At 70.3% G+C, this 20,156-nt stretch carries 20 protein-coding genes and 1 tRNA gene; 12 read left to right on the top strand and 9 right to left on the bottom strand.

The window, feature by feature from the left end; all coding sequences use genetic code 11:
* Positions 1–20: 20 nt before the first annotated feature.
* Positions 21–869 (top strand): acyl-CoA thioesterase, encoded by an 849-nt coding sequence (locus NNL39_RS09540; RefSeq protein ID WP_255160925.1) that lies wholly within the window; start codon positions 21–23, stop codon positions 867–869.
* 32 nt (positions 870–901) lie between these two features.
* Positions 902–1,711 carry a glycoside hydrolase family 16 protein gene (locus NNL39_RS09535; RefSeq protein ID WP_255159053.1) on the top strand — a complete coding sequence of 270 codons (810 nt, stop codon included), beginning with the start codon at positions 902–904 and terminating at the stop codon, positions 1,709–1,711.
* Here the strand turns inward: NNL39_RS09535 and NNL39_RS09530 are convergent, their stop codons facing one another.
* Genes NNL39_RS09530 through NNL39_RS09520 form a run of 3 tightly spaced genes read right to left on the bottom strand, consistent with a single transcriptional unit; the run spans position 1,712 to position 4,369 of the window.
* Positions 1,712–2,176 (bottom strand): acyl-CoA thioesterase, encoded by a 465-nt coding sequence (locus tag NNL39_RS09530; protein ID WP_255159052.1) that lies wholly within the window; start codon positions 2,174–2,176, stop codon positions 1,712–1,714.
* 16 nt (positions 2,177–2,192) lie between these two features.
* Positions 2,193–3,875, bottom strand: a complete 1,683-nt coding sequence (gene ettA, locus NNL39_RS09525) for an energy-dependent translational throttle protein EttA (RefSeq protein ID WP_255159051.1) — start codon at positions 3,873–3,875, stop codon at positions 2,193–2,195.
* 5 nt (positions 3,876–3,880) lie between these two features.
* On the bottom strand, positions 3,881–4,369 hold the full coding sequence (locus NNL39_RS09520) for a DUF6993 domain-containing protein (RefSeq protein WP_255159050.1): 489 nt from the start codon (positions 4,367–4,369) through the stop codon (positions 3,881–3,883).
* A 366-nt stretch (positions 4,370–4,735) separates the two neighbouring features.
* Here NNL39_RS09520 and NNL39_RS09515 point away from each other — a divergent pair, with 366 nt between their 5' ends.
* The 4 genes from NNL39_RS09515 (at position 4,736) to NNL39_RS09500 (ending at position 9,896) form a co-directional block, all read left to right on the top strand.
* Positions 4,736–6,115, top strand: coding sequence for a hypothetical protein (locus NNL39_RS09515; protein ID WP_255159049.1), 1,380 nt, complete (start codon positions 4,736–4,738; stop codon positions 6,113–6,115).
* Positions 6,116–6,178: 63 nt separating this feature from the next.
* Positions 6,179–6,565, top strand: coding sequence for a response regulator (locus NNL39_RS09510; RefSeq protein ID WP_255159048.1), 387 nt, complete (start codon positions 6,179–6,181; stop codon positions 6,563–6,565).
* Complete coding sequence (locus NNL39_RS09505; RefSeq protein ID WP_255159047.1) at positions 6,562–9,240, top strand: PAS domain-containing protein; 2,679 nt, start codon at positions 6,562–6,564, stop codon at positions 9,238–9,240. The genes NNL39_RS09510 and NNL39_RS09505 overlap by 4 nt, the downstream gene beginning before the upstream one ends.
* On the top strand, positions 9,237–9,896 hold the full coding sequence (locus NNL39_RS09500) for a response regulator (protein ID WP_255159046.1): 660 nt from the start codon (positions 9,237–9,239) through the stop codon (positions 9,894–9,896). Before NNL39_RS09505 ends, NNL39_RS09500 begins: the two co-directional genes overlap by 4 nt.
* Before the next feature lie 27 nt (positions 9,897–9,923).
* Here NNL39_RS09500 and NNL39_RS09495 read toward each other — a convergent pair whose 3' ends face one another.
* Both NNL39_RS09495 and NNL39_RS09490 read right to left on the bottom strand, forming a co-directional pair.
* Positions 9,924–10,427 carry a single-stranded DNA-binding protein gene (locus tag NNL39_RS09495; protein ID WP_255159045.1) on the bottom strand — a complete coding sequence of 168 codons (504 nt, stop codon included), beginning with the start codon at positions 10,425–10,427 and terminating at the stop codon, positions 9,924–9,926.
* A gap of 180 nt (positions 10,428–10,607) precedes the next feature.
* Positions 10,608–11,339 carry a TetR/AcrR family transcriptional regulator gene (locus tag NNL39_RS09490; protein ID WP_255159044.1) on the bottom strand — a complete coding sequence of 244 codons (732 nt, stop codon included), beginning with the start codon at positions 11,337–11,339 and terminating at the stop codon, positions 10,608–10,610.
* Between the two features lie 82 nt (positions 11,340–11,421).
* Here NNL39_RS09490 and NNL39_RS09485 point away from each other — a divergent pair, with 82 nt between their 5' ends.
* The 4 genes from NNL39_RS09485 to NNL39_RS09470 all read left to right on the top strand — a co-directional run bounded on the left by NNL39_RS09485 (position 11,422) and on the right by NNL39_RS09470 (position 14,940).
* Positions 11,422–12,090, top strand: a complete 669-nt coding sequence (locus NNL39_RS09485; protein WP_255159043.1) for a DUF4386 domain-containing protein — start codon at positions 11,422–11,424, stop codon at positions 12,088–12,090.
* A gap of 101 nt (positions 12,091–12,191) precedes the next feature.
* On the top strand, positions 12,192–13,214 hold the full coding sequence (locus tag NNL39_RS09480) for an aldo/keto reductase (protein ID WP_255159042.1): 1,023 nt from the start codon (positions 12,192–12,194) through the stop codon (positions 13,212–13,214).
* Positions 13,215–13,224: 10 nt separating this feature from the next.
* Positions 13,225–14,199: an EamA family transporter gene (locus NNL39_RS09475; RefSeq protein WP_255159041.1), complete on the top strand. Its 975-nt coding sequence runs from the start codon at positions 13,225–13,227 to the stop codon at positions 14,197–14,199.
* 87 nt (positions 14,200–14,286) lie between these two features.
* Positions 14,287–14,940 carry a hypothetical protein gene (locus tag NNL39_RS09470; protein ID WP_255159040.1) on the top strand — a complete coding sequence of 218 codons (654 nt, stop codon included), beginning with the start codon at positions 14,287–14,289 and terminating at the stop codon, positions 14,938–14,940.
* An 8-nt stretch (positions 14,941–14,948) separates the two neighbouring features.
* On the opposite strand, the gene NNL39_RS09465 is transcribed toward NNL39_RS09470, so the two are convergent.
* The 3 genes from NNL39_RS09465 to NNL39_RS09455 all read right to left on the bottom strand — a co-directional run bounded on the left by NNL39_RS09465 (position 14,949) and on the right by NNL39_RS09455 (position 17,144).
* Positions 14,949–16,343, bottom strand: coding sequence for a pyridoxal phosphate-dependent decarboxylase family protein (locus tag NNL39_RS09465; protein WP_255159039.1), 1,395 nt, complete (start codon positions 16,341–16,343; stop codon positions 14,949–14,951).
* Positions 16,344–16,378: 35 nt separating this feature from the next.
* Positions 16,379–16,876: a YqhA family protein gene (locus NNL39_RS09460; protein ID WP_255159038.1), complete on the bottom strand. Its 498-nt coding sequence runs from the start codon at positions 16,874–16,876 to the stop codon at positions 16,379–16,381.
* Positions 16,877–17,071: 195 nt separating this feature from the next.
* Positions 17,072–17,144 (bottom strand) — tRNA-Arg (locus NNL39_RS09455).
* A gap of 51 nt (positions 17,145–17,195) precedes the next feature.
* Between NNL39_RS09455 and NNL39_RS09450 the strand changes: the two genes are divergently transcribed.
* Together NNL39_RS09450 and NNL39_RS09445 are read left to right on the top strand one after the other, a co-directional pair.
* Positions 17,196–18,410 carry a PLP-dependent transferase gene (locus NNL39_RS09450; RefSeq protein ID WP_255159037.1) on the top strand — a complete coding sequence of 405 codons (1,215 nt, stop codon included), beginning with the start codon at positions 17,196–17,198 and terminating at the stop codon, positions 18,408–18,410.
* Between the two features lie 40 nt (positions 18,411–18,450).
* Entirely contained in the window at positions 18,451–19,887 is a 1,437-nt protein-coding gene (locus NNL39_RS09445) for a rhodanese-like domain-containing protein (protein WP_255159036.1), read from the top strand.
* On the opposite strand, the gene NNL39_RS09440 is transcribed toward NNL39_RS09445, so the two are convergent.
* A complete protein-coding gene (locus NNL39_RS09440; RefSeq protein ID WP_255159035.1) occupies positions 19,884–20,147 on the bottom strand; it encodes a thioredoxin family protein in 264 nt (87 codons plus the stop codon). The genes NNL39_RS09445 and NNL39_RS09440 overlap by 4 nt on opposite strands.
* Positions 20,148–20,156: the final 9 nt, after the last annotated feature.

The raw sequence follows: 20,156 nt of genomic DNA, 5'->3' as shown, positions 1-20,156 counted from the left end.
CTCGTGACCCCGTTCTCGACATGCTGGCCGCCTTGACGCTCACCGACACCGAAGCGCGCACGCGGGAAGACATCTTCACCGCGCCCAGCCTGTGGACCCCGCAGCGCCGCGTCTTCGGCGGCCAGGTCGCCGCGCAGGCGGTGCTCGCGGCGATGCGCACGGTCGACGCCGACCGTTTTATCCACTCGATGCACGGGTACTTCCTGCGGCCCGGCGACGACGAGCAGCCCATCACCTTCTCGGTCGACCGCATCCACGACGGCCGCTCGTTCTCGACGCGCCGCACGCAGGCGTACCAGAACGGCCAGCCGATCCTCTCGATGATCGCGAGCTTCCAAGACGTCGACCCCGGGCTCGAGCACCAGACGACGATGCCCGCCGGCATCCCCGACCCCGACGAGCTGCCGAGCGCGCGCGAGATCCTCGGCCCCATCGACCACCCCGTCGCGCAGTACTGGGCGCACAGCCGACCGTTCGACCTGCGGCACGTCGAAGACCCGATCTACTTCGCGCCCGGCCCCGAGGCGGTCGCGCACCAGGCGGTGTGGTTCCGCACGACGGCGCCGCTGCCCGACGACGAGAACCTGCACCGCGCCGCGCTCGCCTACGCGAGCGACTACACGATCCTCGAACCCATCCTGCGGCGGCACGGTGCCACGTGGGCGACGCCCGGTCTCAAGATGGCGAGCCTCGACCACGCCATGTGGTGGCACCGCTTCGCGCGCGTCGACGACTGGCTGCTCTACGTGCAGGAGTCCCCGACCGCGCAAGGCGGCCGAGGCCTCTCGCAGGGGCGCATCTTCACGCGCGACGGCATGCTCGTCGCGAGTGTCGCGCAAGAGGGCATGGTGCGCATTCCCGAGGCGTGAGCCTCGACGCCCCACGCCGCTAGCATCGTCGCGTGCGCCTCGCCCCCGACCTCCCCGCCGAGCGGCTCGACCGCTCCGGCTACGAGCTGGTTGTCGACGAACACTTCGCCGGACCAACCCTCGACACCGCGCGCTGGCTCCCCCACTACCTGCCCCAGTGGAGCACCCCCGATCGCTCGGCCGCGCGGTACGCGCTCGGCCCCGAAGGGCTCACGCTGCGCATCGACCACGACCAGCCCGCGTGGAGCCCGGAGTACGACGGCGAGCTGCGCGTGTCGAACCTGCAGACCGGCGGTCGATCGGGGCCGGTGGGCAGCGGCAGCGGTCAGCATCCGTTTCGCGAGGCGCTCGTCGTGCGCACCGCGCAGCCCGAACGCCGACTGTGGCTGCCGCACCACGGGCTCATCGAGGTGCGCCTGCGGGCGTCGCCGCACCCGCGGGCGCTCACGGCGCTGTGGCTCATCGGGTTCGAGCACGAGCCCGAGCAGTCGGGCGAGCTGTGCCTCGTCGAGATCTTCGGCCGCGACATCCACCCCGACGGCTCAGCGCGCGTCGGGCTGGGCATTCACCCCTTCGGCGACCCCGCACTGCGTGACGACTTCGTGCAGGTGCCTCTCGCGGGCGACGCGCTCGACTGGCACACGTACTCCGTCGAATGGATGCCCGGCTCCGCCCGGTTCTTCATCGACGACGTGCTCGTGGCCGAAGCCGACCAGTCGCCCGCCTACCCGCTGCAGCTCATGCTCAACCTCTACGAGCTGCCCGACGGCCGCCCGCGCGATCCGGCGGAGTACCCGCTCGAGGCGGGGGTGCAGTGGGTGCGCGAGTCGCGCCTGCGCTGACTACTGCTGCCGGAATTCCAGCGGTTCATCGATGAACGGCAGCCACACTGCACGCTCCTCATCGCTGATCCGCCGCGGAGCACCCGACTCGCGATCGGCCAGCACGATCGTCGTGGCGGCGCGCACGTACAGCGTGCGCGGGTCGTGCCCGGCGGGGCTGTAGACCTCGTAGCAGACCTGCAGGCTCGCACCGCCGAGCTTGCCGATCCACAGCTCGACGTCGAGCGGCTCGCGGTGGAACGGGATCTGCGCGCGGTACTCGATCTGCTGGCCGGCGATCAAGGTGATCGAGTCGGCGCCCGGCCCCGTCGACAGCACCGCGGTCGGGGCGCCGTTCGTGCCGCCGCCCCAGAAGGCCGCGATACGGGCCTCCTCGAGCAGCGTGAACATGCGCGCGTTGTTGACGTGCGCGTAGGCGTCGAGGTCGCTCCAGCGCAGCGGGATCGCGACGTGCAGTCGAGTCATCGGTGAGCGGCCGACGTCAGTCGCGCGTGAGCTTGCGGTACGCCGAGCGGTGCGGCTTCGCCGCCTCCGGGCCGAGTCGCTCGATCTTGTTCGCCTCGTAGGCCTCGAAGTTGCCCTCGAACCAGTGCCAGTACGAGGGGTTCGCCTCGGTGCCCTCGTACGCCAGGATGTGCGTGGCGATACGGTCGAGGAACCACCGGTCGTGCGTGATGACCACGGCGCAGCCGGGGTACTCGAGCAGCGCGTTCTCGAGGCTGCCGAGCGTCTCGACATCGAGGTCGTTCGTCGGCTCGTCGAGCAGCAGCAGGTTGCCGCCCTGCTTGAGGGTCAGCGCGAGGTTGAGGCGGTTGCGCTCACCACCCGAGAGCACGCCGGCCTTCTTCTGCTGGTCGGGGCCCTTGAAGCCGAACTGCGAGACGTATGCCCGCGACGGAATCTCGGTCTTGCCGACCTGGATGTAGTCGAGGCCGTCGCTCACGACCTCCCACAGCGTCTTGTTCGGATCGATGCCCCCGCGGCTCTGGTCGACGTACGAGATGTCGACCGTCTCGCCGATCTTGAGCGTGCCGCCATCGAGCTCTTCGAGCCCCACGATCGTCTTGAACAGCGTGGTCTTGCCGACGCCGTTGGGGCCGATGATGCCCACGATGCCGTTGCGGGGCAACGTGAACGACAGGCCGTCGATGAGCACGCGGTCGCCGAAGCCCTTCTTCAGCTTCGTCGCCTCGATCACCTGCGAACCCAGGCGCGGGCCGACCGGGATGACGATCTCCTCGAAGTCGAGCTTGCGCGTCTTCTCCGCTTCCGAGGCCATCTCCTCGTAGCGCGCGAGACGGGCCTTCGACTTGGCCTGGCGGCCCTTGGCGTTCGAGCGCACCCACTCGAGCTCGCTCTCGAGGCGCTTGGCGAGCTTGGCGTCCTTCTTGCCCTGCACCTCGAGACGGGCGGCCTTCTTCTCGAGGTAGGTCGAGTAGTTGCCCTCGTAGGGGTAGAGACGGCCGCGGTCGACCTCGGCGATCCACTCGGCGACGTGGTCGAGGAAGTACCGGTCGTGCGTGATGGCGATGACGGCGCCGGGGTACTTCTGCAGGTGCTGCTCGAGCCACAGCACGCTCTCGGCGTCGAGGTGGTTGGTGGGCTCGTCGAGCAGCAGCAGGTCGGGCTTCTCGAGCAGCAGCTTGCAGAGCGCGACGCGGCGCTTCTCACCGCCCGAGAGGTGGGTCACCATCTCGTCTCCGGGCGGGCACCGCAGGGCATCCATCGCCTGCTCCAGCTGCGAATCGAGATCCCAGCCGTTCTGCGCGTCGAGTTCTTCCTGCAGCGTGCCCATCTCGGCCAGCAGCGCGTCGAAGTCGGCGTCGGGGTCGGCCATGGCCAGCGAGATCTCGTTGAAGCGGTGCAGCTTGTCGGCGAGCTCGCGCACGCCGTCCTGCACGTTCTCGAGCACGGTCTTCGTCTCGTCGAGCTCGGGCTCCTGCATGAGGATGCCGACGGTGTAGCCGGGGCTCAGCCGCGCCTCACCGTTCGAGGGCGTGTCGAGGCCCGCCATGATCTTGATGATCGTCGACTTTCCGGCACCGTTCGGGCCGACCATGCCGATCTTCGCGCCCGGGAAGAACGACATCGTGACGTCATCGAGGATGAGCTTGTCGCCGACCGCCTTGCGGGCGCGGACCATGGTGTAGATGAACTCTGCCATGCCCCTCAGTCTAGAGAGGCGGTGCGGCCCACCAGGCACGCGCCCGAGCCGAGCACGTCGGTCAGCTCGGTGACGAGGCCGCCGTTCGCGGTCTGGCCGACGAGGCACTGATCGCCGATGCGCACCGACACCAGGATCGAGTCGGCGCGCGCGCCCGTCGGCGTCGTGTCCGCCGTCGCCTGCATCGCCGCCCGATCGAAGCCGGCCGTCACGAGGGTCGCGACGAGCGCCTGCGTCGAGGGCTGCGGGGTCTCGTCGAGCAGCGTGCGCAGCACGAACTCGAAGAACGGCCGGTTCTGGCCGGCCGTGCCGCCCTCGACGAGCTCCGGATCGGGCGTCGGCGTGGGAGTCGGCTCCGCGGTGTCGACGGGCGTCGCCGTGGGAATCGGCTGCACGTCTTGGGGCGCGCATCCGGCCAGCAGCACGGCGGCGATGACCGCGCCGGTCGCGGCCGCAACCGCGCGTCGCCGGGGGCCGAAGGATGCCCGAGTCACCACCCGCACGTCAGCCGCCCTCTCCCGGCCGCCGCATGGGGCCTCGCGTCGATTCTAGGCGCGGCGCGCTCGGCACCGGGCTCGTTCGCAATGCGAACATGCCGCGGTTCGACTGCTTGCAAGCGGTTGCCAGCGGGCGCATGATTCAGAGACGGAACATGCGAGGGGTGATCGGGGGATCACCGGGGGCTCGCGAACAATCCGGTGGTTCAGAATCGTTCGGGTCGATGCTGAACTCCTGCGATGAGCGGTCGTTCCTGGTCCCTTCGGGTGGGACCAGGAACGACCGTCGCGCGTTAAGCCACAATGAAGGCACCACCCGGGCTGCACGTCCCGCTCGGCACACGCGAAGGCGGAAACCCGGCGATGACCGTTCGTGAGGCGCTCGGCGGCCCATGGGCAGCCCATTGGATGCTCCTCATCGCCTTCCTGCCGCCCAGCACGTTGCTCGTGCTCTTGCGCGAGACCGTCACACCGTTCCCCGAGTGGTGGTGGCCCCTCGTCTCCGCGCTCGTGCAGCACGTCGTCACGGGTGTCGTGATCATGCTCGGTGGCGCGATCGCTCGACGTGTTCACGCGATCATCCCCGTCGCCACGATCCTCGCGATCTGGGCGCTCGGCGCCGGGCTGCGCGGGATCGTGGCCGGCGCGATCGCGCACGAGGTGGCGGGCGTCGACCCGGAGTTCCTCACGCGCGCGGCCGTGTGGAGCATCGTGAGCCTGGTGTGGGTGCCCCCGCTCGTCTACGCGATCGCGCAGTTCGAGCGGCGCCGTCTCGTCATCGGGGCACTCGATGTTGCCGAGTTCGAGGTGAACCGCGAGCGGCCGCTCGCCGATTCGAGCGCGACCAAGGTGCAGCAGCAGCTGCGCCATGCCATCGCCGCTTCGCTGCTTCCCGCGCTCGACGATCTGCAGTCCAGCCTCGACGCCAGCCGGTCGGCGCTCGATCGCGCCTCGGTGGCCGAGCTGAGCCTCCGCCTGTCGCAGCTGCATGACGACACTGCTGATCTGCTCGACTCGGCCCACTCCCCCGCCACTCCGCCACCGCCGTCGCGCGCCACGCTGCGCCGTGCCCTCGAGGTGCCGCCCCGCCGTCCCTGGCTGACCGCTCTGCTCGTGGGCGTCGCGACGACCGTGCTCGTGGTGTTCGACGCGTGGCGAATCTTCGGGCCGCTCGCGGCCATCGAAGTGATCGTCTCGACGGTGGCGGCCTCGCTCATCATCGGTGTCGTGCCCGCGACCGTGGCCGTCATCCGCCCGGACGTCCTCGAGAAGCAAGGGCAGCGCACGACGGGAATCGCGGCCCTGCTCGGCATCTTCGTGGCGACCTTCCTCATGCTCAACAGCGGCATCGATCCGATCACCTGGCATGGACTCCTCCTCGTTCCCCTGCTCGCCATCGGGCTCACGATCGCGAGCGGAACCTACCTCTCCGCGATCGTGCTCGCCGATGCGAACGTCGAGGCCGATGCGCGCCTGGCCGCCATGCTCGAAGAGCTCGAAGAGCTGCGATCACACAACGCGCGCGTGATCGACCGCGAGCGCCGTCGGCTCTCCGACCTCATGCACGGGCCCGTGCAGGGTCGCATCGCGGCGTGCATCATGGCGCTGAACTTTCACGCGTCGGGCGACCATGACCAGCAACAGGCGCAGTCGCTGACCGACTCGGTGCTCGACCACCTGCGCGCCGTCTCGCGAGACCTGAGCCAGATCGCCGCGGGAGTCGGCCGGCCGACGTCCCCCTAACGGGGGACCCATTCGTGCCCCTCGACCCTGTGCCGCTCGCGAGCGCGCCCCTACACTTCTGGCATGACCACGCCCGAAGGGTCGCCGGCATCAGTGCTGATCGCCGATGACGACTCTCTCGTGCGCGCCGTCCTGCGCATGGCGCTCTCCCGCGCCGGCTACGTCGTGTTCGAGGCGCAGGATGCCGTCGAGGTCATCGCCGCGGCCGCCGAGCATGCTCCCGACCTCGTTGTGCTCGACATCAACATGCCCGGTGGAACGGTGCGCGACACCCTGGGATCGATGCGGGAGCGCGAACCCGAGCTTCCCGTGCTCGTCCTCAGTGGTGAACTGCGTCCCCCTGACGATCTGACCGGTCCGGCGAGCGACTTCGCTCGGAAGCCCATCGACCTCGATGACTTCCTCGATCGCGTGCGCCGTCTTCTCGAGAATCCGGGCGGCGCGCCGTGATTCCCGACCCGGTCGCGTCGCGGCTCGATGAGATCGTGCGAGCGCTGCGCATCACCCTGCGGGAGAGCCCCGACGCGGCCTTCGTGCTCGATCTCGAGGGTCTGGTTCTGATGGCGAATCGCACCCTGTGCGCGTCCCTGGGCCTCGAGGAGCGCGAGCTCCTCGGTCGGAGGTATGAGCTCGCAGCGCGGTCGACCGACCCTGAACGGATCGTGGCGCACTTCCAGGCGGCGCTGAGCGGCTCACCGTCCCGGTACCGCGGATCGGGAACGCGCTCGAACGGTGAGCCCTTCGTCGCGGAGATCACCCTGCTGCCGATCCGGGTCGACGGCGTCGTCCTCGCTGTGCTCGGCACCGCCGTCGACCTCACCGAGGCCGACCGGCACGATGTCGAAATCCGGCGCGGGGAGGAGCTCGTCCGCCTCGCCGGGCGGATCGCCCAGTTCGGCGGCTGGTCGATCGACGCCGAGACCCGGAAGGTCGTCCTGTCGGAGGGAGCGCGCCGCATGCTCGGTCTTGCCGACGACGATCACGACCTCACTGCTGACGCCTGGGCCCTGCACCCGGATGAGTCGCGCGAGGGCGTCAGCGATCTGCTCGAACGCTGCCTGAGCGACGGCGAGCCGTTCGACCTCGAGACGGTCATGGTGACGGCCGCCGGCGAGCGGCTGACCGTGCGCACGCTCGGCGAGGCCGACGTGCTGGACGACGGAACGATCGTCGGAGCCCACGGCGCCATCTGGAACGTGTCGGACACGGCGGCTGCGCGAGAGCGGGAGCGGGAGCTCGAGTCGCGCTTGAGCGCCACGCTCACGTCGATCTCTGACGGGGTCTACTTCCTCGACAGCGAGGACCGGCTCTCGTACGCGAACCCGCGGGCGCGCGAGCTGCTGCGGTTCGACGAGGAGCAATTGCGCAGCATGCCCCTCTGGGAGCTCTTCCCGGACGCGGTGGACGCCGGCTATCGCGACGCCTTCGACCGTGCTCGCGCCTCGGGTGAACGGGTGACGCATCGCGCCTACTACGAACCGTTCGATCGATGGTTCGAGACCACGGCGTATCCGGCCGATGGCGGCCTCGCCGTCTACGTGCGCGACGTGACCGACGACGAGCGCTCGCGCGAGACCGTGCGACGCACGCAGAAGCAGCTCGCGCAGCAGGCGGCGCTGCTCGATCGGGCGAGCGACGCGATGCTCGTGCGAGAGCTCGATGGAACAGTGACCTACTGGAACGCCGCGGCCGCCGCTCTCTATGGCTGGACGGCCGAGGAGGCCGTCGGGCGCAGCGCGTTCGAGCTCATCGGGGTCGAGGCCGAGGCCCGCACGGCGGCGCTCGAGGAGCTGATGCGCAACGGCACCTTTGCCGGAGAGCTCGAGCAGCACACTCGCGATGGTCGGACGGTGATCGTCGACTGCCGCTGGCAGCTGCTCTACGACGACAACGGCGAACCGCAGTCGATCTTCGCCGTCAACACCGACATCACCGAGTATCGACGCGAGCAGGATGCCCGGAGCCGGGCGCAGCGGCTCGAGAGCCTCGGCACCCTCGCGGGCGGCATCGCCCACGACCTCAACAACATGCTGACTCCGGTGCTGATGTCGGTGCAGCTGCTCGAGCTCGACGAGCAGGACCCGTTCCGCCGTGAACTGCTGTCGACCATGGAGACCTCGGTCAAGCGAGGTGCCGAGATGATCAAGCAAGTGCTGTCGTTCGCTCGAGGCGTCGATGGTCAGCGGATCGCGGTGGACATCGATGCGCTCCTCGACGAACTCGTGGCCTTCGCCCGTGACGTGCTGCCGAAGTCGGTGACAGTGGAGATCGAGCGCGCGGCCGAGCTGCCGGCGACGATCGGCGACCCGACCCAGCTTCTGCAGGTTCTCGTCAACCTCGTCACGAATGCGAAAGACGCGATGAACGGCGCGGGACGACTGCGCATCTCGGCCTGCACCCTCGAGGTCGACGACGACTACATCTCGGTCAGTCACGCCCCGGCTCGCGGCCGCTACATCACGATCGCTGTCGAGGACGACGGGCACGGCATGGCCCCCGCGGTCATCGAGAAGATCTTCGAGCCGTTCTACACGACCAAGATGCAGGGCAAGGGCACGGGTCTCGGTCTGGCGACATCGCTCGCGATCGTGCGCAGCCACGGTGGCTTCATGCAGGTCTACAGCGAACCGGATCGAGGCACTCGATTCATCGTCGGCCTCCCCGAGTCGCGCGTCGAGACCGATGAGACCGAGATCGCGCCGGCCGGTGGCGCCACGATTCCCCGCGGGCAGAACGAGCTGGTGCTCGTCGTCGACGATGAGGAGTCAATCCGCCGGGTGACGACCCGCACCCTCGAATCACACGGCTACCGCACGATCGCCGCGGCCGACGGTCGAGCGGCCATCGATCTCGTCGAGAACGGCGGGGAGCCGGTGGATCTGGTGCTCACCGACATGATGATGCCGGTGATGGACGGCGCCGCGACGAGCGCGTACCTCGAAGAGCATCACCCGGGCATCCCGATCATCGCATCGAGCGGACTCACCTCGGGAAGCAGCGAGTCGCGCGCCGTGGGCATGGGGATCGCCCGGTTCCTCGCGAAGCCGTACACGACAGGCCAGCTGCTGCGGGCCGTTCACGATACCCTCCGCGAATACCGATCGAACGACGAGGAGACCGAGTGACCGAGCCGGACACCCGCCAACTGCGTGTCGTGATCGCCGACGACGACGCCTTCACCCTCTCGCTCGTCAGTGGCGGGCTGGAGGCGAAGGGCTTCGCCGTGACCGCCGCGACCTCGGTCGCGCAGGCGCTCGAGGCGGTGCGCGCGGTCGATCCGCACGCCGTCGTGAGCGACCTGAACTTCGGCACGGTCGAAACGGGGTCTGAGCTGCTGCAGCAGGTCGCCGAGGAGTTCCCCTGGGTGGGACTCGTGGTGCTCACGTCGCACCGCTCCCCCGAGCTGGCGGTGTCGAACCCGGAGAAGATCCCGGCCGGGGCCGTGTACCTCGTGAAGTCGCAGCTGGGGCGCATCGACGACCTCGCCGACGCGGTTCACCGGGCGATCTCCGGGCAGGCGAATGACGACACCCTCCCCGATGACGAGCGACCCGATGACGGCGTTCCGACCGTGACGGCGGCGCAGGCCGACGTGCTGCGCATGCTCGCGGAGGGCGCTTCGACCCGCGCGCTCGCCGAAGCCCGCGGCACGACGGTGCGCGCGGTGGAGACGATGCTGAACCGCCTCTTCGTGGCGCTCGGACTCGACACGGGGGAGAACGCGAACCCCCGCGTCGCAGCCGTGACGATGTGGCAGCGCGGGGGGATTCGCGTTCGATAGCGGCATGCGAGCAGCTCGCCCCGCCGATCAGAACGGGGTGGATGCTCCGCTCCTGGCGAGCGCCGGCTGCGGCTCGTCGGCCGACGCCGACTCGCGCTCGTCAGCGGGACCGGCGTCACCGTGGTCGAACGAGTCGGTTCCCGCCTCCGCGGTCGGTGCCTCGCTCTTCGCGGCGATCACGCTGCGGGTGAAGGTCGCGCGGCCCCACGAGAGGTCGTGACCCACCGCTTCGGCGTCGATCTCGATCGTCGTGCCCGACTTCTCGCCGCTCTCCCAATCGCGGATGCGCACGCGACCGGTCACGATCACGCGCTGACCCTTCTCGACCGAGGTCGCCACGTGCGTGCCGAGCTGGCGAAAGCACGTGATCGTGTACCAGTTGGTGTCGCCATCGACCCACGCGTTCTGGGTGCGGTCGAATCGCCGCTGGTTCGACGCGAGGCGAAACGAGGTGATCGTGAGGCCTTCGCTCGTGACGATGTGGCGCGGGTTCGTGGCCACGAGGCCGGTGAGGGTGATGAGGTCGGTCATGGCGTGCTCCTGAGAATTCGGTGACGACGCCGGGACCGGCGCCGGGTGGGCGCCGGCGGTTCGTGCCGGAGAACGCCGGCGCCCGACCCGAGGATGCGCAATGTCGTCGGCGCGGAGGAGAGCATCCACCCCGACGGGGAGACCAGTCGGAACTCGCCCCACTGGGGAGGAGGCTCTCGCTCAGCGCGAGGCCCAGCCCGTGGCGTGCAGTCGGGCGATGGATTCGAGCAGGAGGTCGAGCGTGAACTCGAACTCGAACTGCTCGTCGCACGCCCCCATCGGATGACGGGCGACGGTGTCGATCGCGATCGCCGCGATGTGCGGGAAGCGCGCGGCCATCGCGGTCATCATCGCCTCCTGCTCCGCACTCGACGGCGCGGGGCCCGGCGAGGCGCTCGGCGGCACCGGGCTCGAGAAGGCCTCCGGGCTGAACCCCCAGATGCGATGACCGAGGGCGTGCATGGCGTGGTGCACGAGGTCGTACGAGAGCCCGCCGGCCGCGAGCTCACCCGCCACGGCGTCCATGTGCGCGAGCACTGCCGGGGTGCGCTCGGTGGCGGCTTCGATCGCCGGTCGCAGCCAGGGATGCTCGAGCAGGGCATCCCGCGCCGCCAGCACACGCCGGCGCACGCCGTCGCGCCACTCGAGGCCGGGTGGGGGCGCCGCATAGCCCGCGACGACGAGGTCGATCATGCCGGCCACGAGGTCGTGCTTGTCGGCGACGTGCTTGTAGAGGGCCATGGGCACGACGCCGAGCTCGGCCGAGAGGTGCCGCATGCTCAGGCCGCCGAGGCCCTCGCGATCGGCGAGCGCCACGCCCGCGGCGAGCACCTGGGCGCGCGTGAGCGGGGGGCCCGAGCGCGCGCCGCGACGAGCGGAGGCGGGTGCGGCCGGACCGTCTGCGCTTGACATGGTGTACAGCGTACGCCTACAGTGGCGCACGGCCAATGTGTACGCCGTACACCACTCGTGCCGAGCATCCCGAAAGGACACCATGACCACCGACCGCCGCCTCGCCCTCTGGGCAGGAATCTTCTATCTCGGCACCTTCATCACGTCGTTCCCCGCCCTCGCGCTCAAGACCCCCCTGCTCGCCGGCGAGGCCGAGCCCGCCCTCGCCCAATGGGGCCTCGTGTTCGAGATCACGCTGGCCTTCACGTGCGTCGGCACGGCTGTGGCGATCCTGCCCATCGCGCGCCGTGTCAGCGAGACGCTCGCGGTCGGCTTCGTCACCTCGCGGGTCGTCGAGGCCGGCGTCATCCTCTCGGGCGCGCTCGCGGTGCTCGCCCTCATCGAGGTCGGCGGCGACTCGGCCGCCGCCCCCGCGCTCGTCGAGCTGCACGACGCGGCGTTCCTGCTCGGGCCCGCGTTCATGTCATCGATCAACGCCTTCCTGCTCGGCACGATCATGCTGCGCGGCCGGCTCGTGCCCCGCGTCATCCCGATCATCGGGCTCATCGGCGCTCCCCTCCTGCTGCTGTCGTCGTACGGCGTGGTGCTCGGCGCCTGGGAGCAGACCGGCCCCGTGGGCTCGATCGCGGCCGTGCCGATCGCGCTCTGGGAGTTCTCGCTCGGCGTGTGGCTCATCGTCAAGGGCGTTCGCCTCCCGGAGCCCTCGACCGACGCCGCTCTCGTTCCGGCCACCGCCGCAGCCAGCCGCTGACGACGACCCGACGAGGGCCTCGCGGGCGCTTCCGGACGGCGCCCCGAGGCCCTCGTCCTCCCCTGCACGTCGGCCCCGCGCGGCGGTCGTACGCTTGACGCATGGCCGACACCAATGACGCGTACCTCGCCGCCTCGAATCGATACGAGCTTCTCGAGTACGCCCGGGTCGGGCGCAGCGGGCTGCGGCTGCCGCGCATCTCGCTCGGCCTGTGGAACAACTTCGGCGACGACCGCCCGATCGAGACCCAGCGCGCCATCCTGCGTCGAGCGTTCGACCGCGGGGTCACCCACTTTGACCTCGCCAACAACTACGGCCCGCCCGCCGGCAGCGCCGAGCAGAACTTCGGCACGATCTTCCACCAGGACTTCGCCCGCTACCGCGACGAGCTCATCATCTCGACCAAGGCGGGCTACTACATGTGGCCCGGCCCCTACGGCGAGTGGGGCTCGCGCAAGAACCTGCTGAGCTCGCTCGACGCGAGCCTGGGGCGCATGCGCCTCGACTATGTCGACATCTTCTACAGCCACCGGCCCGACCCCGAGACGCCGCTCGAAGAGACGATGGGAGCCCTCGCAACCGCCGTCACGAGCGGCAAGGCGCTCTACGCCGGCATCTCGAACTACGACGCGCAGCAGACGCGCGAGGCCCACCGCATCCTCGGCGAGATGGGCATCCCGCTGCTCATCCACCAGCCCCGCTACAACATGTTCGATCGGCGCATGGAGAACGGCCTGCTGGATGCTCTCGCCGAGCTCGAGCTGGGCAGCATCGTCTTCTCCCCGCTCGCGCAAGGGCTGCTCACCGCCCGGTATCTCGACGGCATCCCCGCCGACTCGCGCGCGGCCGAGGGTCGCTGGATCAGTGGCGACAACATCGACGAGGCCTACCTTGGCCGGGCGCGCGCGCTCAACGCCATCGCCGAGGCGCGCGGACAGTCGCTCGCGCAGCTCGCCCTGCTGTGGGTGCTGCGCCACCCCCAGGTGACGAGCGCGCTCATCGGCGCGAGCAGCGTGCGGCAGCTCGACAACAGCCTCGACGCCCTCCACGGCCCCGCGTTGACCGCCGACGAGCTCGACGCGATCGAGCCCCACGCGGTGCACGGCACCGGCACCAAGCAGTAGCCGGCACACCGTGGGATACCTGTACGCCCTGCTCGCCGCCGTGCTCTTCGGGGCCAACGGCAGTGTCACGAAGGTCACCATGGAGGCCGGCCTGACGCCGGCGCAGGTCACCGAGTTCCGCCTCGTCGGAACCGCGATCATCGCGGGCCTCGTGCTGCTCGTGATCGACCGATCCGCCTTCCGCCTGCCCCGCAGCCAGTGGCCGGTCATGCTCGTGCTCGGCGTCGTCGGCGTCGCGCTGCTGCAGGCCACCTACGCGGCCGCCGTGCTCATCCTGCCCGTCGGCATCGCGCTGCTGCTCGAGTACACGGCCGTGCTCATGGTCGCGCTCGTCGCCTACTTCGTACTCAAGGAGCCCGTGAAGGCGCGCCTCTGGGTGGCGATCGGCTTCGTGCTCATCGGGCTCGCCGTCGTCGCGCAGGTGTGGGCGAGCACGCTCGACGTGCTCGGGGTCGTGCTCGCCCTCGCGGCCGCGGTGTGCCTCGCCGTGTACTTCCTCGTCGGCGAGCGGCAGGTGGCGCGCATCTCGCCGCTCGCGGTCTCGTTCTGGACGATGACGATCGCGGCCGTCTTCTGGAGCTTCGTGAGCGGGTGGTGGGAGCTGTCACCGAGCATCCTGAGCACCCCCGTCGACATCGGCGGAGCCGCGGGCGTCGTCGAGGTGCCGATGGCGCTGCCGCTCGCCTGGAACGTGCTCCTGGGCTCGTTTGCGCCGTTCCTGCTGAGCCTCGCGGCCCTGCGGCACCTGCCCGCGACCGCGGCGGGCATCGTGGCCTCGAGCGAGGTCATCTTCGCCTTCGCCGTGGCCTGGCTGTGGCTCGGCGAGACCCTCGACGCGGTGCAGATCATCGGCGCAGCGATCGTGCTCGGGGGCATCATCCTGGCGCAGACGGCCCGCGTCGGGAAGGTCGTGGATGCCGACCTCGCCCTTGCGACAGGACCCATCGCGACGGTGGCCCCAGCAGAGAAATCCTCGCGAGAGTAGCCGTGTCCCCCGTTCGGGGGTAGTCTGCCCCGCATGGACTGGGGGAACAGTTTTCTGCAATGGCTGGCATCCGACGAGGGGTGGCGGGTGCTATCGGGCGCCATCATCCCCGCGACGGCGATCGTGGTCGCGGGGGCGATCGCGGGGCTCATCGGGCGCGCCTCGACGCGACGGCTCATCACGATGCATCAGCGGGATGCCCTGACCGCGGCGATCAGCGGGTTCCTGCTCGCCGGCCGGCGCGCGGCAGCGTGGAACGCGCTCGGCGACGTCGAACGCGCGCAGCTCGACCATCTCATCGCCGAGAGCGAGACCCGCATCCGCCTGCTGCCGATCGCAGGCTCGGGACTCGCGGCGACGTGGGCGGCCCACGAGCTCGCCGCGATGAAGCGCGACTCGGCGGGGTTCCAGTTCCAGGCGCAGCAGACGCTCGCGGAGTACCGCGACCGGCTCGTCGCCTGGAGCGAGAAACCGCGCTCGGCCAAGAAGCTCTTCGGCACCGACCTCGAGCGCTGGCAGTTCGAGGGCGAACAGCCGACCACGAGCACCGATGTGGCGCCCGCGCCCGATGAGCCCGTGCTCTCGTGGGTCGCGACGAATGACAGCCTCGAGCGCTCGCCGCTGACCCCCGAACCGCCGACCGCGGTCGCGACGGCGACCGGCAGCATGCCGCTCATCATCACGACGCCCATGCCGGCGAGCGCCGTGCGCGAGCGCGTGCTTCCCGCCTCCGGCGGCTGACCGCCCGGCTAGTGGGTCGCGGCGTAGGCCCGGCGCGACCACATCGAGACGTGGTGATGCATCTCGGGGATGAGCGGCTCGTGCTCGGGCTTCATGAGCACGCTGCGCATGATGCGCGCGCGCTCGGCATCCTGCTCGAGCTCGATGCCGCGCGCCCGCAACTGCGTAGGCGTCACGACGTAGGTCGCCAGGTGCGTCTGCTGCGGGCGGGTCGTGTCGGCGGCCATCTCGAAGATCGCGTGGCTCACCCGGTCGAGCTCGGCCATCGTGCGCACCCGCGGCAGGTAGGTGATGATGTCGAGCTCGGGGCGCTGGTACGGCTGCAGGATGTCGCTCTCGGCGATGAGCCCGTGCCAGGTCTGCGCCGCGCGGTAGCCCGGCAGCACGATCGCGCCGAGCCCCTGCATCGTGAGCGGAAACACCTTGAGCGTGGCCCACAGGGCCGCGGCGCTCGCCCCCGCGCGTGAGCATTCGAGCTGGATCTCGCCGAAGTGCCGCTCGGTGCTCGCGAAGTAGGTGTACGGCGACTCGTGGTGGTAGAACCGCAGCATCGACTGGTCGTTGAACAGCACGGCACCGCAGCCGTAGGGCTGCAGCCCGTGCTTGTGCGGGTCGACGACGACCGAGTCGGCCTGCGCGATCGCCCGGAAGTGCCGCGCCGTCTCGGGCTCGAGCTCGTCGGCGATGATGGCGAAGAACCCCCCGTAGGCGGTGTCGACGTGCACGCGAGCGCCGTGCGCCCGGGCGAGCGGGATGATGTCGGCGAGCGGGTCGACCGCGCCGAGCCCCGTGGTGCCGAGGGTCGCGACGACGACGCCGATTCGGCCGGTGGCGAGCTCGCGCTCGAGGGCGTCGAGGCTCATGCGCCCGTCGGCCTCGGTCGGGATACCCACGGTGTCGATGCCGAGCACCTCGCCCATGCGCGCGTGCGTGTAGTGCGCATCCGATGAGTGAGCGATCGCCTTGCCGGGCGCGATCTCGCGGCTCACCCAGAGCGCCTCGAGGTTGGCGGTCGTGCCGCTCCACGTGAGGTGGCCCATGTAGTCGTCGGGATACCCGAACATGGCGGCAAGCTGGTCGAGCACCTCGTGCTCCATGGTGGTCGTGGCGCGACTGGCGTCGATCGAGTGGTTGTTGGGGTTGAGCTGCATGGTCGCGAGGTACGCGGCGACGGCGACGGGATGCGGCGGCTTGAGCATCTGCCCCGCGTACTGCGGGTGGAAGTAGGGGAAGTTGTCGTCGAGGCGCTCGACGAGCTCGCCGAGCACGGCCTGCACCTGGTCGGGATCGACGTGCTGGCTGGGATGGACATCCCACTCGCCGTAGGTGTCTTTCAGGGTCTGGATGCCCTGGATCGGCTGCGGGAGCAGCTCGGCCAGGGTGACGGCACGCTTGTGGCCCACGCCGCACTCCTTCGTGTCGGGGATGTGCGGCGAGTCTATCCCTCGGTCGTTCGGGTGCGTACGACCTCGGCGTCCTTCTGCTCCTTGCGCGTCGCGTACGAGAACAGGGCGAGGCCGGCGACGATCGCGCCCGCGCCGATGCCGTACGACATGACATCGACGGCCCGGTTCGCGTCGACGAGCACGCCGACGAAGATGACGGCGATGATCGCGACGACGACGCCGATGAGCTTCGACTTGAGGTCGTCGAGGGTGGTGACCCGCAGCCAGGCGGGCACCGGCAGATCGGCGTCGACGAAGAGCTCGTAGAGGCCGTAGCCGATGACGAGCAGCACCGTGCCGAGCAGGATGGCGTCGATCGCGGTGAGCACATCGACGGTCGTCGTCTTGAGGTCGGCCCCGAACCACACGGTGTCGATGATCACCACGACTGTGGCGACCGAGCCCTGCAGCATGAGCAGGATTCCGCCGAGGATCGCGGCCACGGCGGGAAGCGCCACGACGAAGCGGGTGGCACCGAGAATGCGTCGCATGCGCTGATGCTAACCCCGCCTTCGCGCCGCCACCCTGTGCACTTCCCCCACGAAAGCGCCCGAAAATCGCATAAGCGGTGAGACGTTTCGCAACCTATGCGACTTTCGGCCGCTTTCGCGCAGTAGCTCGACCGCGCTCGCACCGCGGAAGCGGACGCTGCGCCGCAGAAGCGGCGGCGCAGCCAATAGACACAGCGCCCCCGGCAGGAATCGAACCTGCGGCCAAGAGATTAGAAGGCTCCTGCTCTATCCGCTGAGCTACGGGGGCTCGCCTTCCAGGCTACCGGAGGGGGTTCGCGCGGCCCGCTAGCGTCGTGGCATGAGCCGGTACACCGTGAGCGACGCCCTGACCGTCGTGCAGAGCAGGGCGGCGCTGGCCGCCGCGAATCCGTCGGCGCCGGGCGAGCACGGCTTCCCCCTCGTCTCGGGCATGCAGCCGTCGTCGGCCCACCACTTCCTCGATTCGGCCGCGCTCGCCGCGTATCACGCGGCGAAGCTCGATTCGGTGCGGTACGCCCGCGACGCGTCGGCGAACACGATCGAGCTCGAGCGCATCGTCGAGCAGCTGCATCCGGGCTTCCGCGCGTTCGCGTTCAGTTCGGGCATGAGCGCGATCGCGTCGGTGCTCGACGCGGTGCGACCGGGCTTGCAGCGTCTGCACCTTCCCAATGAGGTGTACCGCAAGACGGTCGCGCTCGGGCAGCAGCTGGCGGCCACGTCGCCCGTCGAGGTCGTCACGTACCCGACGGCGGCGGTCGCTGCGCAGCTCTCGGGGCAGCCGGAGGAGGGCGAGGTGTGGTTCGTCGAGGCGCCGAGCAATCCGCACCTGCGGGTCGTCGATCTGCGCGGGGTCGACCGCGGCCCGACGCGCACAGGCGTCGTCGTGCTCGACGCGACGCTCGCGGGCCTCGGCGATCTGCCGCCGGCCCTGCTCGAGATCGTCGACGTGATCGTCTACTCGTGCACGAAGTACATCGGCGGTCACAACGATGTCATCGGCGGGCTGGCTCTGGTTCGGGATGCCCTGCGCGCGCCGCTCTGGGAGGCCCGCTCGCGCCTCGGCACGATCATGCCGCCGCACGACGCTCATCTCGTGGTGCGCAGTCTGCGCACCTTCGACGCGCGGCTGGATCGGCAGGAGGAGGGCGCCCGCCACGTGCTGCGCCACCTCGCGCAGCGGGCCGACGAGGGGCTCGTGCAGAGCATCCACTACCCCGGGGAGTTCGCGAACGCCCACGAGGCCGACGCGGTCGCCTTCGCGCTCGGCGGGCCGCGCGGTTCGCTCGTGTCGTTCGTGCCGAACCGGTCGCGGGAGGAACTGGCCGAGCGCATCGGCACGCTGCGCACGGCGCGCATGGCGCCGTCGTTCGGCTCGGTCGATTCGCTCGTCGAGATCCCGTCGTACATGAGCCATGCGGCGGCGAGCCTCGACGACCTCGCGACGATGGGGCTCGAGCCGAACCTCGTGCGGTTCTCGGTGGGGGCGGAGAACCCCGCGCTGCTGGCCGAGGACATCGATCGGCTGGTTTGTTAGGTTCGGTGCGACGGGTGCCCACCACCCCGCAGGAGGCCTGATGCTCGACACCACCGTCACCGCGACCGAGCTCGCACCGGGGATCGTGCTGCACACGATCGAGACGCCGAGCATCGGCAACCGCTCGTACCTGGTCGAGCAGGAGGGCTGGGCGGTCGCGATCGATGTGGAGCGCGACGTGCAGCGCTTCGCCGACATCGTCGAGCAGCGCGGGCTGCACCTCGGCGCGGTCGCCGAGACGCACCTGCACAACGACTACCTCAGCGGTGGCTGGGCGCTCGCGCGACGGGTGGGCGGCGAGTACCTCGTGCCCTCGGGGCCCGCGTACTCGATGCCGGCGCGCGCGACGCGCGACACGGAGACCGTCGAGGCCGGGCCGATCCGCGTGCTCGTGCTCGAGACCCCCGGGCACACTGACGCGCACCAGACCCTCGTCGTGCTCGATGCGCGCGGCGAGCCGGTCGGCGCGTTCACGGGTGGCTCGTGGCTCATCGGGGGCGCGGGGCGCACCGACCTCATGGGCGAGCAGAACATCGTGCCGCTCACGCGCGCGCAGTACCGCTCGATCCGGCGACTCGGCGGCGAGCTGCCCGACGCGACGCGCGTGCTGCCGACGCACGGCTTCGGCAGCTCGTGCCTCGCCGGACCGCTCGAACTGAGCTCGGGCGACACGGTCGGCGACCAGAAGGCGTCGAGCATGGTGTTCCGCGTGAGCGAGGAGGAGTACCTCGAGGCCTTCGTGCGCGGGTCCGGCCCGATCCCGCCCTACTACCCGTCGATGGCGCCGCGCAATGTGCACGGTCCCGACGCCTGGGCGCCGCCGACGGCCCCCGCCCTCTCCCCCACCGCCGCGACGGCTTCGGGGGCGACGATCATCGACGTGCGGCCGTGGGGCGCCTTCGAGCGCGGCCACCTGCCCGGCAGCATCGCGATGCCCGCGACGGGCGCCGTCGCCCGCTGGGCCGGCTGGCAGCTGCCGGTCGGCACGCCGTACGTGCTGGTCGCCGACAGCGAGCAGGTCGCCGAGGACGCGCACCGCGACCTGGCGCGCATCGGCTTCGATGAGGTGCAGGGCATCGTGATCGCCGACGAGCTCGACGCCGAGACCGTCGCGGTCGACAGTGCGCCGTTCTCGGCCCTCGCGCAGCGGCAGCGGGCCGGCACCGCCCCCGTCGTGCTCGACGTGCGTGCCGACGACGAGTGGCGCCTGGGGCACGTCGTGGGCGCCGTGCACCGCCCCGCTCAGACGATCGAGCCCGACGCGCAGCTCGCCGATGAGCCCGTGTGGGTGTACTGCGCGAGCGGCTATCGGGCGGGTCTCGTCGGGTCGCTGGTGGCTCGCGAGGGCGGCGCCGTGACCGTGATCGCCGAGGCGGTGGATGCCGCGCCCGGGTCGGGCGTCGACTGGTGCTTCGCGGCCGACTGCCCCGACGATCGCTGCACGGCGTCGGCGACCGAGCCGACGGTCAGCCGCTAGGGCAGCGCCTCGGCGAGCGCCGTGAGCAGGCGCGGCAGCGTTGGAACCCCTTCGGCGCGCAACAGTTCGCCGCCGTCGCGGTCGTAGATGATCGTCGTCGGCGTGCTGCGGATGCCGAGCTCGGCGGCACGATCCTGATGCGCCGCGACATCCCGTTCATCGACCTGGAGGGCCGGCACGAGCCGCTGCGCCTCGGCGATCACCTCACGCGCCCGATGACACGGGTCGCAGAAGGCGGAGGTGAAGAGCTCGAGGCGCACTCCCCCAGC

Origin of the sequence: Microcella humidisoli (genome assembly GCF_024362325.1) — a bacterium.
Taxonomy (GTDB): Bacteria; Actinomycetota; Actinomycetes; order Actinomycetales; family Microbacteriaceae; genus Microcella; species Microcella humidisoli.
Note: the sequence above shows the minus strand (reverse complement) of the source record. Positions and strands in the feature narration are given on the sequence as shown.